At 44.7% G+C, this 16171-nt stretch carries 15 protein-coding genes and 1 tRNA gene; 8 read left to right on the top strand and 8 right to left on the bottom strand.

All coding sequences use genetic code 11. The features are described from left to right. Nucleotides 1–153: transposase (locus B092_RS0104770; RefSeq protein WP_018574107.1), on the top strand; the 153-nt coding region annotated here is incomplete at its 5' end. A gap of 218 nt (nucleotides 154–371) precedes the next feature. Here the strand turns inward: B092_RS0104770 and B092_RS0104775 are convergent. The 3 genes from B092_RS0104775 to rpsO all read right to left on the bottom strand — a co-directional run bounded on the left by B092_RS0104775 (nucleotide 372) and on the right by rpsO (nucleotide 3150). Next, a tRNA-Pro gene (locus tag B092_RS0104775) sits at nucleotides 372–448 on the bottom strand. Between the two features lie 138 nt (nucleotides 449–586). Then, nucleotides 587–2743, bottom strand: a complete 2157-nt coding sequence (gene pnp / locus B092_RS0104780) for a polyribonucleotide nucleotidyltransferase (RefSeq protein ID WP_018574108.1) — start codon at nucleotides 2741–2743, stop codon at nucleotides 587–589. A gap of 143 nt (nucleotides 2744–2886) precedes the next feature. Next, nucleotides 2887–3150 (bottom strand): 30S ribosomal protein S15, encoded by a 264-nt coding sequence (gene rpsO / locus B092_RS0104785; protein ID WP_018574109.1) that lies wholly within the window; start codon nucleotides 3148–3150, stop codon nucleotides 2887–2889. A gap of 365 nt (nucleotides 3151–3515) precedes the next feature. Between rpsO and B092_RS0104790 the strand changes: the two genes are divergently transcribed. Further along, nucleotides 3516–4076, top strand: a complete 561-nt coding sequence (locus B092_RS0104790; RefSeq protein WP_018574110.1) for a hypothetical protein — start codon at nucleotides 3516–3518, stop codon at nucleotides 4074–4076. Between the two features lie 43 nt (nucleotides 4077–4119). On the opposite strand, the gene pssA is transcribed toward B092_RS0104790, so the two are convergent. Together pssA and B092_RS0104800 are read right to left on the bottom strand one after the other, a co-directional pair. Beyond that, complete coding sequence (gene pssA / locus B092_RS0104795; RefSeq protein WP_026253604.1) at nucleotides 4120–4881, bottom strand: CDP-diacylglycerol--serine O-phosphatidyltransferase; 762 nt, start codon at nucleotides 4879–4881, stop codon at nucleotides 4120–4122. A 115-nt stretch (nucleotides 4882–4996) separates the two neighbouring features. Beyond that, nucleotides 4997–5656 carry a phosphatidylserine decarboxylase gene (locus tag B092_RS0104800; protein ID WP_018574112.1) on the bottom strand — a complete coding sequence of 220 codons (660 nt, stop codon included), beginning with the start codon at nucleotides 5654–5656 and terminating at the stop codon, nucleotides 4997–4999. Between the two features lie 425 nt (nucleotides 5657–6081). Here B092_RS0104800 and B092_RS0104805 point away from each other — a divergent pair, with 425 nt between their 5' ends. Next, complete coding sequence (locus B092_RS0104805; protein ID WP_018574113.1) at nucleotides 6082–6678, top strand: nitroreductase family protein; 597 nt, start codon at nucleotides 6082–6084, stop codon at nucleotides 6676–6678. A gap of 159 nt (nucleotides 6679–6837) precedes the next feature. Here the strand turns inward: B092_RS0104805 and ilvC are convergent, their stop codons facing one another. The 3 genes from ilvC to ilvB are packed head-to-tail and all read right to left on the bottom strand — an operon-like array spanning nucleotide 6838 to nucleotide 10141. Next, entirely contained in the window at nucleotides 6838–7854 is a 1017-nt protein-coding gene (gene ilvC, locus B092_RS0104810; RefSeq protein ID WP_018574114.1) for a ketol-acid reductoisomerase, read from the bottom strand. Nucleotides 7855–7909: 55 nt separating this feature from the next. Continuing rightward, on the bottom strand, nucleotides 7910–8401 hold the full coding sequence (ilvN, locus tag B092_RS0104815; protein ID WP_018574115.1) for an acetolactate synthase small subunit: 492 nt from the start codon (nucleotides 8399–8401) through the stop codon (nucleotides 7910–7912). A 9-nt stretch (nucleotides 8402–8410) separates the two neighbouring features. Continuing rightward, the gene (gene ilvB, locus B092_RS0104820; protein ID WP_018574116.1) at nucleotides 8411–10141 is read right to left on the bottom strand and encodes a biosynthetic-type acetolactate synthase large subunit; all 1731 of its coding nucleotides are present in this window, start codon (nucleotides 10139–10141) and stop codon (nucleotides 8411–8413) included. A 554-nt stretch (nucleotides 10142–10695) separates the two neighbouring features. Here ilvB and B092_RS0104825 point away from each other — a divergent pair. Genes B092_RS0104825 through B092_RS0104845 form a run of 5 tightly spaced genes read left to right on the top strand, consistent with a single transcriptional unit; the run spans nucleotide 10696 to nucleotide 16135 of the window. Further along, nucleotides 10696–12948, top strand: a complete 2253-nt coding sequence (locus tag B092_RS0104825; RefSeq protein ID WP_018574117.1) for an FUSC family protein — start codon at nucleotides 10696–10698, stop codon at nucleotides 12946–12948. Nucleotides 12949–13006: 58 nt separating this feature from the next. Further along, a complete protein-coding gene (locus B092_RS0104830) occupies nucleotides 13007–13579 on the top strand; it encodes an NUDIX hydrolase (protein WP_018574118.1) in 573 nt (190 codons plus the stop codon). 2 nt (nucleotides 13580–13581) lie between these two features. Then, nucleotides 13582–14334, top strand: a complete 753-nt coding sequence (aat, locus tag B092_RS13715) for a leucyl/phenylalanyl-tRNA--protein transferase (RefSeq protein ID WP_018574119.1) — start codon at nucleotides 13582–13584, stop codon at nucleotides 14332–14334. Between the two features lie 12 nt (nucleotides 14335–14346). Beyond that, complete coding sequence (locus B092_RS0104840; RefSeq protein WP_018574120.1) at nucleotides 14347–15054, top strand: arginyltransferase; 708 nt, start codon at nucleotides 14347–14349, stop codon at nucleotides 15052–15054. Nucleotides 15055–15082: 28 nt separating this feature from the next. Next, the gene (locus tag B092_RS0104845; RefSeq protein ID WP_018574121.1) at nucleotides 15083–16135 is read left to right on the top strand and encodes a quinone-dependent dihydroorotate dehydrogenase; all 1053 of its coding nucleotides are present in this window, start codon (nucleotides 15083–15085) and stop codon (nucleotides 16133–16135) included. Nucleotides 16136–16171: the final 36 nt, after the last annotated feature.

Here is a 16171-nt window from a genome sequence, read left to right on the forward strand (position 1 = left end):
AGTCTTCTTATCCGAAAAAAGAACTACCCCAACATTAAAAAGAAACTGTGGAAAGGGGCTTTATGGTCGCCAAGTTATTTTGCTGGAAGCTGTGGCGGCGCGCCGATTGAAATCATTCGACAGTATATCGAGCAACAGCAAACGCCACCATAGACTCAAAGGACGGCGTTGCCGTCCGCGCTATTCATCCTCGCCCTAAACAACGAGGCTTTCCGCGCATTTTGGTAAAAGGCGTAATGCTTGCTTAAAGCTCATTTTGATCCTACCCAAGATTGACAGGCGGTAAAAGACAAAAAATATAGGCAAAAAAATAGCCGCTAATCAAAAAATGATTACGGCTAAATTTGTATCACTAACTCAATAAGAGATAGTGGTCGGGACAGTAGGATTCGAACCTACGACCCTCTGGTCCCAAACCAGATGCGCTACCAGGCTGCGCTATGCCCCGACTTGTTAAGCTATTAATTATACAGAAGTTATGAATTAATGCAAGCAGATTACTAGTCAAATATCTCTTTTTGCACAAAACCCCACATTTCTATGAAAAGTGTGGGGTTTTAATCACACTCACAATTAGCTTAGATGCTTATTCTGCTGAATCTGTATTTGGCGTATTTGCAGGACTCAAAAGATTTTCTTCATTTTCGATTCCGCCTAAGGCCTTAACTGATAAGCGAATACGACCGCGGTCATCAGCTTCGATGACTTTAACGCGTAGCTTCTGGCCAACAGACAAGACATCATTGATGTCATTAATGCGGTAATTAGCAATCTCAGAAATATGCAATAAGCCATCTTTGCCGGGTAAAATCTGAACAATCGCACCAAAATCTAACATGCGCTGAACAGTACCCTCATAGACTTGATTAACTTCTACTTCTGCCGTGATTTCAAGGATACGACGCTCAGCCTCTTTGGCCTTGTCTAAGTCAGCACTTGAGATCGTGACTAGACCTTCGTCGCTAATATCAATCTGGCTACCGGTTTCCTCAGTAAGCGCACGGATAGTCGCACCGCCCTTACCAATTACATCACGGATTTTCTCAGGATTGATTTTAACTGTCAGCATACGAGGGGCAAAGCTTGATAGTTCCTGACGAGAACCTGTGATTGCCTCTTCCATCTTGCCAAGAATATGCAAACGACCCTCTTTAGCTTGAGCCAAAGCAGCCTGCATAATTTCTTTGGTAATCCCTTGGATTTTAATATCCATCTGTAAAGCGGTAATACCATCTTTGGTACCGGCCACTTTAAAGTCCATATCACCTAAGTGATCCTCATCCCCAAGAATGTCAGTGAGTACGGCAAACTTATTACCATCCTTGATAAGACCCATCGCCACACCGGCAACGTGATCCTGAACCGGCACACCGGCGTCCATCAAGGCCAAGCTGCCACCACACACAGAAGCCATTGAAGATGAACCATTAGACTCGGTAATTTCAGACACTAAGCGAATGGTGTACTGGAAATCATCGTGATTAGGTAAGGTTGCAACTAGCGCACGCTTTGCTAAACGACCGTGACCGATTTCACGACGCTTAGGGCTACCTACACGACCTGTTTCACCGGTAGAAAATGGCGGGAAGTTATAGTGCAACATGAAGTGATCACGTGCATCACCCATCACAGAATCAATAATTTGCTCGTCTTGCTTAGTGCCTAAGGTAGCCACCACAATCGCTTGAGTTTCACCGCGAGTAAATAACACGCTACCGTGTGTGCGTGGTAAAACACCTAAACGAATAGCAATGGGGCGCACCGTACGGGTATCACGACCGTCAATACGTGGCTCGCCATTTAAAATCTGGCTGCGAACAATATCAGACTCTAAAGAAAATAAAATATCTTCTACTTCAACAGAGTTGATGGCTTGCTCTTTTCCTTCAGCGATAGCTTCTAATTTCTCTTGTACTGCAGCATACACCTGCTTGATTTGGCTACTACGAGCTTGTTTTTCACGAATTTTATATGCGGCTTGTAAACCCTCAATCGCATTTTCTTTGACTAAAGCAACCAACTCTTCATTTTTAGGAGCAGCTTCCCAATGCCAAGCTGGTTTACCGGCTTTTTCAACTAATTCGTTAATGGCATTGATCGCTACTTGCATTTGCTCGTGACCAAAAACCACACCACCCAACATCACATCTTCAGTTAATTGCTTCGCTTCAGATTCAACCATTAAAACGGCGCTCTCAGTACCCGCAACGACTAAATCCATTTGAGAGTCGACTAACTGACTGGCGCTAGGGTTTAAGACGTAGTTACCATTTAAATAACCAACGCGAGCAGCACCGATAGGACCATCAAAAGGCACGCCTGAAATTGCCATCGCAGCAGAGCTACCAATCATCGCAACGATATCAGGATCGATTTCCGGATCGACGGATAAAACATGAACAACAACTTGTACTTCGTTGTAGAAACCCTCAGGGAATAAAGGACGTAAAGGACGGTCAATTAAACGAGAAGTCAGCGTTTCTTTTTCGGAAGGTTTAGCTTCGCGCTTAAAAAAGCCACCCGGGATCTTACCGGCGGCATATGCCTTTTCAATATAATCCACAGTCAGTGGAAAGAAATCCTGACCGGGTTTAGCCTCTTTAGCAGCAACAACGGTCGCTAAAACAACTGTATCACCCATGGAAGCAACAACTGCACCTGTCGCTTGACGAGCAATTTCACCCGTTTCTAAGGTGACAGTATGATCACCATACTGAAAGGATTGTGTAAATTTATTAAACATGTGGATTCCTTAATCTACAAAATTATCCGAAACCTCAAGCCATATCACGGTTCTATATCGCTTGTCGGACTAACAATAAAAAGCCGTGCACAGTTCATATCATGTGCACGGCTTTGAATCTAATTCTCTAAAGACCTAGTCAATTACTTACGTAAGCCTAATTTACCAATTAAATCACGGTAAGTGTTAGGGTTAGTTCTTTTTAAGTAATCTAATAGCTTACGACGACGGCTCACCATACGCAATAAACCACGACGTGAGTGGTGATCTTTAGCGTGCTCTTTAAAGTGAGCGCCTAACTCGTTAATACGAGAAGTAAGTAAAGCGATCTGAACTTCTGGAGAACCGGTATCACCCTCTTGGCGAGCGAATTCAGAAACAATTTTTGCTTTATCAATAGTTGACATAATAATATCCTTATATACAAGCGTTGACACGGACAGGCCGTCAACGTGAAATAAACATGAAAACGTAAAAATACTTTTACTAAAAATAATTTTACAATAACAACTTAAACTCTAGTCACTGCTTGCCACTAGCTTTTACATCACTTTGACACTAATAAACTAGATAAAAAGCCACATAAAAACCGGGGAAGTTCTGCTACACTACAGTAACAGCAAAAAACTCACAGTGCTTAAGTAGTGCTTAAGTAGTGCTTAAATCACACTAACCCACATTACTTTTATTTGTGAGTAACTAGATGAGTCAATCATTATACGCTGTTTTTATTGCTTATGCCCTATTTTATTCCTCTTCTGAGGAGATAATAATGAAATCTGTGATTAAAATGCCAAATTCCAAATCAAGCAACTCGTCCAAGGGCTTTTCTCGAGCCATTATTTTAGCCGGACTAATTACAAGCCTCACTGCTTGCGCAACATACCGAGACGTAGCGCCTAACGCACCGCTTGCTGAAGCTACCCGCATCATGGGGCAGCCAAACTACAGCTGTGACCGGGCCGACGGAGGCAAGCACTTAGTCTGGAGCTACCAACCAATGGGACAGTACATCTACGGTGCCGATGTCGGTGCAGATGGCCGCCTTATCGGTTCAGTTTACTCGGCCATGACCGAGCAAAACTTTAAGCGCTTAGATACCGGCGTTTGGAGTCGCCAAGATGTCTTGTGTGAGTTTGGCGTGCCTGCCGAAACAGAAACCCTGGGTCTCGGCGAGAAGCGCGAAGAGACTTGGAGTTACCGCTTCAAACAAAATAACCACTGGCACCGCTTGCTACATATTTACTTGGGAAGAGACGGCCAGCAAGTCACTCGCTGGCATACGGGCCCTGACCCTCTATATGAAGATAACTGCTTCTTTTGGGCCTGCTAAGCCTTGCGGGTATATTTAAATATGCCGCACTAAAAAGGTAACATCAGAATGACTGCTGTTGCCTTTTGTTTTTTAAACGCTTGATCTTACGCCAACGTAAAAACATCACTACCCAACCTGAGACGGTATAAGATAAAAACACCAAGGTAATAACTAAAGGCGCATTTAACATTAGCAACGCAAAGAGCAGAACCAAGGCGGTCATTATCAAAGCCGGCGATCTCTTTTCTTGAATAAACCCCGATTTTCCGCTAAAAAATGGCGCATTTGAAATCATCGTCAGGCCTGCATACACAGTAATTGTAAACGCCACCCAAGCGTGCGGATCAGAAATAGGCAAACGATTATCCACTGATAGCCAGACAAAACCTGCCGTTAACGCAGCGGCTGCAGGACTTGGTAAGCCCTGAAAAAAGCGACTATCTACAATATTGATATTGCTGTTAAATCGCGCGAGGCGGAGTGCCGCACCCGCCACATAAACAAAAGCCGCCAACCACCCCCAACGACCTAAGTCATTGAGCGTGTAGGTATACATAACCAAGGCCGGCGCAATACCGAAAGACACCATATCAGCCATTGAGTCATACTGCTCACCGAAGGAGGATTGAGTATTTGTCAGGCGCGCAATACGACCATCCATACCATCCATGACCATCGCTGCAAAAATCGCTAACGCTGCCCATTCGAAACGATGGTTCATAGCCTGCATGATGGCAAAAAAACCGGCAAATAAGTTGGCTGTCGTAATCGCATTAGGTAAAAGATAAATACCACGCTTGGGCACATTAGAAGTGTGCACCATGACGGGCTCTTTAAGGATATTATCGACAGCATGACTTTGTGCATCCTTACTTTCATTGGCAGAAGGATGCTCTACCTCGTTGCCAACTTCTTTTTGCTCATCTGGGCTCATTTAATTACTCCAATTCCGCTAATACGGTCAGTGTATGAGAAACCTTGTCACCAATCGCCACCAGCGGTTTTGCATTTAATGGTAAATAAACATCAACACGTGAACCAAAGCGAATAAAGCCATAGCGCTGCGCCGCACCCAACTCTTGACCCACCTTGGCATAGCATAAAATTCGTCGAGCGACTAACCCCGCCACTTGCACAGAGGTCACTATCTGACCGTCAGCGCGCTCAATAACAATGGCGTTACGCTCATTTTCTATTGATGCCTTGTCTAAATCAGCATTGACAAACTTACCCTTAAAATACTCAACCTTAGTAATGCGACCGCTAACCGGCATTTGATTTGAATGTACATTAAAAACATTCATAAAGACACTAATTTTGAGAGCTCGTCTGCCGGCATAGGGATCGTCAACCTCCTCAACTGCCACGATGCGACCATCCGCCGGGGACAATACCAGCGCTTCACCTTGTGGCGCTTGACGAGTCGGATCACGGAAAAACTGAATGACAAAAATGGCCACTAGCCAAAAAACCAAGCCCAACCAAAAGCTGATCGCACCTGTCACCAATGCCACAACAACGGCAAGCGCTATAAATGGCCAGCCCTCTTTTGCCAAGATAGGCCGCTTTTGATTACTATTTGATAATTGATTACTCACTTAATGTACCTATTAAATTGATATATTTCTTATTAAAAATAGAAGCTTTAATGGTAACATGCACGCACCCATCACCATACCTTATACAATATGCTGAGCACTTAAAATTCCGTGAGCTCGTGCGCTATTCAGACAAGCGTACAGCTAAAGCTCAACACACCGTCCCGAATCAATGACTCGCTAACCGTCAATTGTTCGGGATTTATTTATTAAATAACATCTTTTATATTTATTATTTCCAATTTGGCAATATAGTATTAACTGTTTGATACTTTAAAAAGATACAACGACACCTTAAAATACATACATTGAGAGAATTGACGAGCCCTGCCTACCTGCTGACAAGACACAGCAAAAGCGCGCGACACAAGACACTTATTCTAAACTGCTTGTCATCAATCAGCACCTTTTTATTTGGAGATACCATGAGTTTTTATGAATTAGCAAAAAAGCGCCGTTCTATTTATCACTTAGGCAAAAACATTGAGCTTTCAAACGATAAACTTGTAAAGTTAATCAAAGACATCGTTGATCAAACGCCATCTTCTTTCCACTCTCAAACATCTCGCGTTGTTATCTTGCTTGGCGAAGAGCATGATGCACTATGGGAAATTACTCGCGAGAAGCTGCGCGCCATTGTTGGTGAAGAAAATTTTGAAGGCACTGACCAGAAAATCAACAGCTTTAAAGCCGCAAAAGGTACCGTATTGTTTTACGAAGACAAAGACGTTGTGAGCGGCTTACAAAAGCAATTCCCACTCTACGCCGACAACTTCCCTATTTGGTCTGAGCACTCCACCGGCCTAACTCAATACGCAGTTTGGTTGGCTCTTGCCGAAGTAGATATCGGTGCGTCTTTACAGCATTACAACCCAATCATTGATGCTGATGTTGCTACGCGTTGGGATATTCCGAGCAATTGGGTACTACGTGCACAAATGCCTTTTGGCAGTATCGAAAGCCCTGCCAGCGAGAAAAACTACCTTGACGAAGAAACTCGCTATCGTGTGTTTAGTGCATAAACTGCTATATCAGCACCAAAGACTCAGTTAAGACAAATAAATAGACGTCCCACCAGTTTGCGCAATGCTCTGGTGGGACGTTTTAATTGCTTTAATTAATTCACAATTACGTATCAGTACTCGTTCACAAGTCGAGCACTGACAGCGCTCTCGTGATAATTAGTTTTTGCTTTGATCCACTAATTTATTAGCAGCGATCCAAGGCATCATCGCACGTAATTGCGCACCAACTTGCTCAATTTGAGACTCTGCATTGATACGACGACGAGAAATCAAGGTAGGCGCACCGGCTTGGTTCTCAAGAATGAAGCTCTTCGCGTATTCACCGGTTTGAATATCGTGTAAGCACTCGCGCATTGCCTGTTTTGTTTCTTCAGTTACGATGCGAGGACCTGTAACGTACTCACCGTACTCGGCGTTGTTAGAAATCGAGTAGTTCATGTTAGCGATACCGCCCTCGTAGATTAGATCTACGATTAGCTTTAACTCATGTAAGCACTCGAAATAAGCCATTTCCGGCGCGTAGCCAGCTTCAACCAAGGTCTCGAAACCTGCTTTAATTAATTCAACTGCACCACCGCAAAGAACAGCCTGCTCACCGAATAAGTCGGTCTCAGTTTCTTCACGGAAATTAGTTTCAATAATACCGGCACGGCCGCCGCCATTGGCGCTTGCGTAAGAAAGCGCAACATCACGTGCAGCACCTGACACGTCTTGATAAACAGCCACTAGGTGAGGCACACCGCCACCTTGCTGATAGGTACCACGAACAGTATGACCCGGTGCCTTAGGAGCCACCATGATCACGTCAACATCTTTACGAGGCACAACTTGACCGTAGTGAACGTTAAAACCATGTGCAAAAGCTAATGCAGCACCCGCTTTGATATTAGGCTCAACTTGGTTTTTATAAACTTCTGCGATGCTCTCGTCCGGTAAAAGAATCATGACCACATCTGCATTTTTAACGGCTTCAGCTACCTCAGCAACTTTTAAACCGGCATTTTCAGCTTTTGACCAAGAAGCGCCATCCTTACGTAAACCAACAGTTACGTTAACACCTGACTCATGCAGGTTTAAAGCGTGGGCATGACCTTGAGAACCGTAACCGATAATCGCTACTTGCTTGCCTTTGATTAAACTTAAATCACAATCTTTATCGTAAAAAACTTTCATAACTTCCTCTGAAAAATAAATTCGTAGTACTGCTTACTATGTAAAAAATAAAAAACTAAACTTTTAATATACGATTACCGCGACCGATACCGGTCACGCCACTGCGGACGGTTTCTAAAATTGCGCCAGGCTCGATCGCCTCGATAAAGGCATCGATTTTTTCCTGAACACCAGTTAGCTCGATGGTAAAGGTTTTGTCAGTGACATCGACAATACGACCACGGAAAATATCATTGAGGCGAGTCACCTCTTCGCGCTCCTTACCCACTGCACGCACCTTGATCAGCATCAGCTCACGCTCAACCATAGGGGCTTCGGTCAAATCAACCACCTTAACCACGTCGACCAGACGGTTTAAATGCTTGGTAATTTGCTCAATGACCTCTTCTGAACCATTGGTCATAATGGTCAAACGAGATAAGCTCGGATCCTCTGTCGGTGCTACCGTCAGAGTTTCAATATTGTAGCCTCGAGCAGAAAACAACCCGACAACACGGGATAAAGCACCCGGTTCGTTTTCTAATAGAATCGAAATAACGTGTTTCATCTGCTCCCCCTATGCGTCAGCGCCGTCGATTAACATCTCGGTCAATCCCTTGCCCGCCTTAACCATCGGCCAAACATTGGTTTCGCGGTCTGTTAGGAAATCAAGGAAGACTAAGCGCTTCTTGTGCTCACCAAGGAAAGCCTCACGTAACGCCGGCTCTACATCAGCCACTTTACTGACTTGGATACCCACATGACCATAGCTCTCAGCCAACTTCACAAAGTCAGGAATTGAGCTCATATAGGACTCGGAGTAACGAGACTCATAATCTAGCTCCTGCCACTGTCTGACCATACCGAGGTAGCCGTTATTTAAACAAATAATTTTGGGAGTAAATCCGTACTGCTTGCAGGTGGCTAATTCCTGAATATTCATCTGGATAGAGCCCTCGCCCGTAATACAGGCAAACATAGCATCCGGATCTGGATTGGCCATCTGGGCACCCATAGCATAAGGCAAGCCTACGCCCATCGTCCCTAAACCGCCGGAATTCAACCAACGACGCGGCTCTTCAAAACCATAGTATTGCGCAGCAAACATCTGGTGCTGACCGACGTCAGAACTGACAAATGCCTTGCCTTCAGTCACTTCCCAAAGCTTTTCTACGACGAACTGAGGCTTGATCACATCATTTTGCGTATAAGCCAAGCAGTTACGCCCACGCCACTGATTGATTTGATCCCACCATGCATCAATATTTTTAACCGGTTTTTGTGTGTCGGCCTTGAGCTCTCGTAACTGAGCATTCATCTCCTGCAGTACGTCTTTGACATTGCCGACAATAGGCAAATCCGCTCTGACACGCTTAGAAATAGACGAGGGATCCACATCAATGTGAATGATTTTGCGCTGCACCTGACTAAAGTGCTTAGGATTAGCGATCACTCGGTCATCAAACCGTGCACCCACACAAATCAACACATCGCTGTTTTGCATGGACATATTCGCTTCGTACGTCCCGTGCATACCCGGCATACCTACATAATTAGGATGACTCGCATTGAGGCCGCCTAAGGCCATCAACGTGGTAGTACATGGTGCTCCCAGCAAATCAACTAACTCACGTAATTCCTCTGCAGCATCAGATAAAATCACGCCCCCGCCGGCATAAACCATTGGACGGGAAGCTGATCGTAGCGCCATCACCGCTTTTTTAATTTGACCCTGATGTCCCTTAAGCACCGGATTGTACGAACGCATCTTAACCTCGCCCTTCGCAGGTGCGTAGCGTGCGGTACTAACAGTAATATCTTTGGGGATATCAATTAAGACCGGTCCGGGGCGACCGGTTGTCGCGATGTGGAAAGCCTTGCGCATCGTGTCGGCAAGATCCTTGACATCACGTACGAGGAAGTTATGCTTAACGCAAGGTCGTGTAATACCCACGGCATCACACTCTTGGAAAGCATCCTCACCAATCATTGAGGTACCGACCTGCCCACTAATCACAACCATCGGAATAGAATCCATATAGGCTGTAGCAAGACCGGTGACTGCATTAGTTAGGCCGGGGCCACTTGTTACTAAAGCAACTCCTACCTTGTTAGACGATCGGGAATAAGCATCAGCAGCATGAATCGCCGCCTGCTCGTGACGCACTAGAATGTGCTCGAATTTTTCTTGCTTGTAAATAGCGTCATAGATATATAACACTGCACCGCCGGGGTAGCCGAAAATATGCTCAACACCCTGCTCAGCTAGGCAGCGCACAGTAATCTCTGCGCCTGTTAATTGTTCCATTTTTAATCCTTTCATAACTAGTACAGGACACAACTGATTAACTGGCACTCATCGTACTGCTAAGCCATCGTAGCGCTTTAACCCTCACAGAGGATTGCCACCCACAACAACTAAACCGCACTGAACAAGGCCACCAGTGGCTTGTACACCGCATAAAACATGCATAAAAGTCAGAAACGGAGTCTGCGAATCCGCTTGTGGCGATATCCGACAGAGCTTTTCTAAACTTAGACCTATATATAGCGCAATGGCATAGCGTGTAACTTGCCATCAATCACCAGTGGATAACTGACTACTTACTGCCTATAGAATCAATGCCTTTTACGATAAAAAAGACACAATACAAGACATTAGCCCATTGCAAACAAAAAATCAATGCAGCAGGACAAAATCACTTTTTTATTAGACAAAACACCACAAAATGCATTTGTATTAGACATCAATACGAGAAACTAAGGAACAAGCTAAGTCACATGCTCAAACTCTATAGAGCAACATACAAAAGTTTATAATAATAACTTCTTTGAAAGTGCTACTTTTTAGGTGTTCATAACGTGCAAATTGGAACCGACTCCATCCATAAGTTTTTCCATAGTCCCGAGCTATATTTTGGTGTGCGTAAGGCCTTAGGCTTATTTATCGCTATTTTAGTGTTCTTCGGCTTTTTAGGAAATTATGAATACGGGGTCGCCTTTGTCAGCGGTGTGCTATGCATGTCAATTGTCGATCCGGCATCGGCCTATAGCTTACGAGTGCGTAGCAATGAGCTTATCGCCACTTTGGCTCTATGCAGCGTAGGTACCTTTTTGATTAATCTCGTCGGTCCCTACCCCCAGATTGCGTGGTTGGTCCTCACCATCTTAGTGTTTTTCTATACGCTACTAGCTTTTTACGGCAAATCAGCGACTCTTATCGGGTTTTCGGCGTTACTCGCCATTTTGATGAACTATAACTTTATCAAACCATTTGACGAGGCCATGGTACATAGTGCCCTCACTTTTTTAGGGTGTGCGTCCTATTGGTTTTTTAGCGTCAGTATCAGCTATCTTTTCAGAAAGTATGAGCAGCGCCTCATTATTGCCACGGCTTTGTATGCGACGTCCAACTACGTTTTAGCAAGAGCAAGGTTATACGACGTAGAAAGGGATTTGGACAAAAGCTTTTATCAGCTGATCAATCAAGCATCGACAATGATCGAAACACAGCAAATGGCTCGCGACATGATTCTGCGCCATTTGCCAGATAGCAATGATCCTAAAACCTACGAACAGCGCTCTCGGCTATGGAATATTTTCAATCGTATGGCTGCCATTATGGACAACATGGTTGCCACGCACACCGATTATCAGTACCTACGAGAGAAAATGGGCAATCATGATGTACTTCTCTTTATGCGTGACACCCTCGTGATTTTAAGTACAACACTTAATCACGCCGCCACCGATCTTATTCGTCACGAGCCACTTTCCTATCGCAGCAGCGTCAAAGCAGAGCTACGCGCTTTAGAGTTTGAAATCGAAAAGTTTCGTCAGCAAAACATGCCGCAAGAAGATCCGGAAATCTACGGCTTAATTATTCAAATTTATCGTCGCCTCAGAAACACGTACTTTAATGTTGAAGAAATCAGCAATAACCTTCGCTACGTCAAAAACTTCCAAGGTCCGCCCGATCCCAAACAGATTGGACAGGAAGTGCCTGCCAGCGCCAATGAGGCGATCAAAATCAGTCCCTCATTGCTGCAATTTCGTTCGAGTAATGACTACTCTCTCTCAAGGCTCATCAATCAATTAAGGGCCGGACTGAAGTCAGCGATCGTACGCTATGCCACACGCGTAACGGCGGCTGTACTCTTTGTGCAGCTAGGGACGGCGTTACTGTTTTTATTACCGCTTGAAAGCAATGTCTATCAAAACCTGAGCAACCACACCAACTGGATTTTAGTGACGGTCCTCCTAATTATGCGTCCCGGATTTACGCTAACCCAACAAAGAACCAGCTGGCGACTCATTGGCACCCTCGTGGGCTGCCTCATCACCATTGCTCTGTTTGCCATCACCAAAAACAACGTTGTCATTATGACGGCAATGTTTATTGCAATGATTTTGGGCAATACCTACATTAAAGAAAACTTCCGCGTCGGTTCAATCTTTATTACGGTTTATATTTTAATCGGTTTCCACTTCCTAACGCCCGGCTTCTACTGGCTGGTTGGTGAGCGTGCATTAGACACCTTAATTGCATCGGCAATTACCTTTGTGTTTAGTTTCTTACTTCCCCAATGGGAAAAAGATCGACTACCGATGCATGTTAGCAACACCATTGACGCGCTCTATCATTACCTGCACGACACCATCGCCTATGTACGGGTATTGCAAGAACAGCCAAAAGAAGATCGTAGAATCATTCACACAGAACCCGCGCTATTACAAATGCAGCTATCTCATAAGAAAATGCAAGATGCCTATGCCCTTTTTGCAGATAGCTTAAACCGCATGATGAGCGAGCCGGATAAGCGGCAATTAGATATTATTCGCTTAAACCGTATTTTGCTGGAAGCTGATGCACTGGCTAGTCAAATTAACTCAATGGTGCCTTTAATGATTCAGTTTGATGACATTCCGGAGGGCTTAGAGAAAAACATTGACTACGTCTATAACATGCTCACTTTAAAGCCTTTTGAAGGCCAGGATAATCCGCCGCCCATTGAGTCAGGTCAGGAATACGTAAGTATGCGCTTTCCTATCAAGCAAATGTACAAAGCCTCGCAAGTCCTCAACCAGGAAGCAACGACCTTAAAATTGAACTAAATGGCTGCAGAAAGTATGATTAGGCTATCACTTACAAAAAATCGATAAAGATAAACCCATGAATAAACACGACCTACCCTTTTTCTTCCCTGCCCCCACCCAACAAAAGTTTTGCACCCAATGCGGCACAGAGCTCAGCCAAATTGTGCCACCTGAAGACAACCAACTGCGCGATACCTGCTTAGCATGTGGTGCCGTGCATTATCGCAACCCCTTGATTGTGGTGGGTACTATTCCGGTTTATGAGAATAAAATCCTGCTTTGTAAACGCGCGATTGAGCCTCGCAGCAATACCTGGACTTTCCCTTCGGGCTTTATGGAGCTATCAGAAAGTACTGTCGAAGGCGCCAAACGAGAAACTCTTGAGGAGGCCGGAGCCATCGTTGAAGTTGGTGATTTATTTACCGTAATTGATCTGCCGCAGACTAACCAAGTGCATATTTATTATTTAGCCAAAGCAGCTGACGATCACCTCGACCCCGGCATCGAGAGTCTTGAAGCGGCCTATTTTGATATAGAGGACATTCCTTGGGACAACCTAGCCTTTAGAAGTATCAGCACCACATTGGAGCATTATGTGCGTGCCCTAAAAACGGGCGACTTTGGACCATTTAATTACATCATCGAGTAATAATGACACCACTTTATCTAATTGACGATGAAAGCGCATTACCCCCAAGTCATCACGCATTGGAGGAACCCGACGGTTTAATCGCTGTCAGTAATACGGTGACTGCCAATCTGGTTTGGCGCGCTTATCATCACGGCTACTACCCTTGTAGCCCGGTAGATGAAGAGTTTACTCTGTGGTGGGCACCCTCAGAACGCATGGTCTTATTTCCACAGAACCTGCATATTTCAAAGAACTTTAAAAAACTTCTAAAGCGAATTATCGCTGACGAAAGTAACCCCGATGCCCGCTTACGAGTCACCACCAATTATTGCTTTGAGGAAGTCATTCGATCCTGCGCCACCGTGCAGCGCAATCAAGCATTTGATGGCAACTGGATCTCAGAAGATGTCATTGCAGCATACACCGCATTACATCGACAAGGTCGGGCACATAGTTTTGAAGCATGGCAAGATGGCGAACTCATAGGCGGTCTTTACGGAGTCAGGATCGGTCGTATTTTTTGCGGTGAGTCAATGTTCAGTAAGCAATCACAAGCCTCTCGGATTGCTTTTAGCCATGCGGTTAATTTTTTAGCCAACCAAGGTATTATGTTAATCGACTGCCAGCAGGATTCGGACTATTTGAGAAGCTTAGGTGCGACACTGATTCCTCGGGGTGAGTATGAATTTTACATACACACGTTAAGCGATAGAGCAACCACTGCCACACCTTGGCTCGCTGGGCGCATTGCCTATCACGGCCACTATATTTAAGCGTCCTTAGCCATGACAAAGTCCTTTTATCTTCACCTGTCAGCGTCCAACCAGTGCAGCTACTTGGAATCCAATCGCTCAAGCTCACAAGTGGTCGTGCCACCCGAGGATATTACGGCAGTTGATTATGCAGATATGCTACGACAGGGCTTTAGACGCAGTGGTATTTTTGTTTATCGGCCGCATTGTCAGCACTGTCAAGCCTGTATGTCACTGCGCGTTGATGTTGCTAAGTTTGTACCATCTAAGCGCTTTCGGCGTGTCCTTAATAAAAACAAAAACCTGACATGCCGAGAGTTGCCATTAGGCTGGGAAGAAGAGCATTTTCAACTCTATATGCGCTACCAAGCACAGCGCCATCAAGAAAAGCAAGATGAAGACCATACACGCGCTGACTATAAAGAATTTGTGCTGAATTCTAATGTTAACAGCAGATTACTTGAGTACCGTGATAGTAATAATCTGGTCGTGATGGTCTCTTTAATCGATATCAGTGACGATGGTATTTCTGCGGTTTATACCTTTTATGACACAGATAATAAAAATAGCTTGGGCCATTATGGTATCTTATGTCAAATCAAGCTCTGCCATGCACTTTCCAAACCATGGTTATATCTGGGCTATTGGGTTGAAGGCTGCCATAAACTTAATTATAAAATGGACTATCAACCGGCTGAAGTCTTCCACCGCGACCAATGGATTCCTTGTCATCAAGATTAAATTTTAATCATTATTAGGGTGCATTTTTATGCTTTCAAAAATCAACCTTTTTCCCTTAGTCCGTCCCCTGCTATTTCGCTTAGACGCAGAAGATGCCCACCACAAAACACTGGACGGTTTAAGTAAAGTGTCCAAAAGCAGTTTGTTAAAAAACTGTATCGCCATGGATGTACCGCAAACGCCTAAAAAAGTCATGGGATTGACCTTCTTAAATCCTGTCGGCTTAGCAGCGGGATTAGATAAAAATGGTGAGTATATTGACGCTTTAGGCTCGTTTGGCTTTGGCTTTATTGAAGTGGGCACCGTCACACCCAAAGCGCAAGACGGCAACCCCAAGCCACGCCTTTTCCGTATTCCCGAAAAACAGTGCATTATCAATCGTATGGGTTTCAATAATCAAGGCCTTGACACTTTTTTAGCCAATGTACAAAAGCATCGCTACAGAGAACGTGGTGGTATCTTAGGCTTAAACATCGGTAAAAATGCAACAACCCCCATTGAAAATGCAGTCGATGACTACCTGATTGGCTTACGTGGTGTCTATGCACATGCTGATTACATTACGATCAATATCTCCTCGCCCAATACTGAAAATCTGCGCTCTCTGCAAGGTGAGGACGAGCTTAATCGCCTACTGAGCGCATTAGTTCAAGAGCGCGAAATATTGGCACAAGCACAGCCTACTAAGGTACCTATCCTCTTAAAAATTGCGCCGGATATCAGTGAAGAGCAATGCGTTGCAATCGCCAATATTATTCGTGAACATCAACTAGACGGCGTCATTGCCACTAATACCACTCTCAGCAGAGACTATGTCAGAGGGCTTGAGCATGCGGATGAAGCCGGTGGTTTATCCGGCCCTCCTGTTCATGCGATGTCGTTGGAAATCATCAAAACATTGCGTCGCCATTTAGGACCTGACATCGCCATTATCGGTGTTGGCGGCATTAACCAAGGTCGCCATGCGGTGGAGAAGATTAAAGCGGGAGCCGACTTAGTGCAAATTTACACCGGGCTGATTTATCAAGGACCGCACTTAGTAAAAGACTGTGTTAATGCGATCAAGGCACACAACCTTTAAACAAAGCTCACACCTATCGCTCTATCGACACTGGCA

Origin of the sequence: Oligella ureolytica DSM 18253 (assembly GCF_000373745.1) — a bacterium.
Lineage (GTDB): Bacteria > Pseudomonadota > Gammaproteobacteria > Burkholderiales > Burkholderiaceae_B > Oligella > Oligella ureolytica.

Excerpts from the sequence above, each read along its gene's own strand:
- rpsO (WP_018574109.1), bottom strand. The coding sequence starts at position 3,150 with ATGTCAACTATTGATAAAGCAAAAATTGTTTCTGAATTCGCTCGCCAA.
- ilvN (WP_018574115.1), bottom strand. The coding sequence starts at position 8,401 with ATGAAACACGTTATTTCGATTCTATTAGAAAACGAACCGGGTGCTTTA.
- B092_RS0104845 (WP_018574121.1), top strand. The coding sequence starts at position 15,083 with ATGCTTTCAAAAATCAACCTTTTTCCCTTAGTCCGTCCCCTGCTATTT.
- B092_RS0104790 (WP_018574110.1), top strand. The coding sequence starts at position 3,516 with ATGAAATCTGTGATTAAAATGCCAAATTCCAAATCAAGCAACTCGTCC.
- pssA (WP_026253604.1), bottom strand. The coding sequence starts at position 4,881 with ATGGTGCACACTTCTAATGTGCCCAAGCGTGGTATTTATCTTTTACCT.
- ilvB (WP_018574116.1), bottom strand. The coding sequence starts at position 10,141 with ATGGAACAATTAACAGGCGCAGAGATTACTGTGCGCTGCCTAGCTGAG.
- B092_RS0104805 (WP_018574113.1), top strand. The coding sequence starts at position 6,082 with ATGAGTTTTTATGAATTAGCAAAAAAGCGCCGTTCTATTTATCACTTA.
- aat (WP_018574119.1), top strand. The coding sequence starts at position 13,582 with ATGACACCACTTTATCTAATTGACGATGAAAGCGCATTACCCCCAAGT.
- B092_RS0104840 (WP_018574120.1), top strand. The coding sequence starts at position 14,347 with ATGACAAAGTCCTTTTATCTTCACCTGTCAGCGTCCAACCAGTGCAGC.
- pnp (WP_018574108.1), bottom strand. The coding sequence starts at position 2,743 with ATGTTTAATAAATTTACACAATCCTTTCAGTATGGTGATCATACTGTC.
- B092_RS0104830 (WP_018574118.1), top strand. The coding sequence starts at position 13,007 with ATGAATAAACACGACCTACCCTTTTTCTTCCCTGCCCCCACCCAACAA.
- ilvC (WP_018574114.1), bottom strand. The coding sequence starts at position 7,854 with ATGAAAGTTTTTTACGATAAAGATTGTGATTTAAGTTTAATCAAAGGC.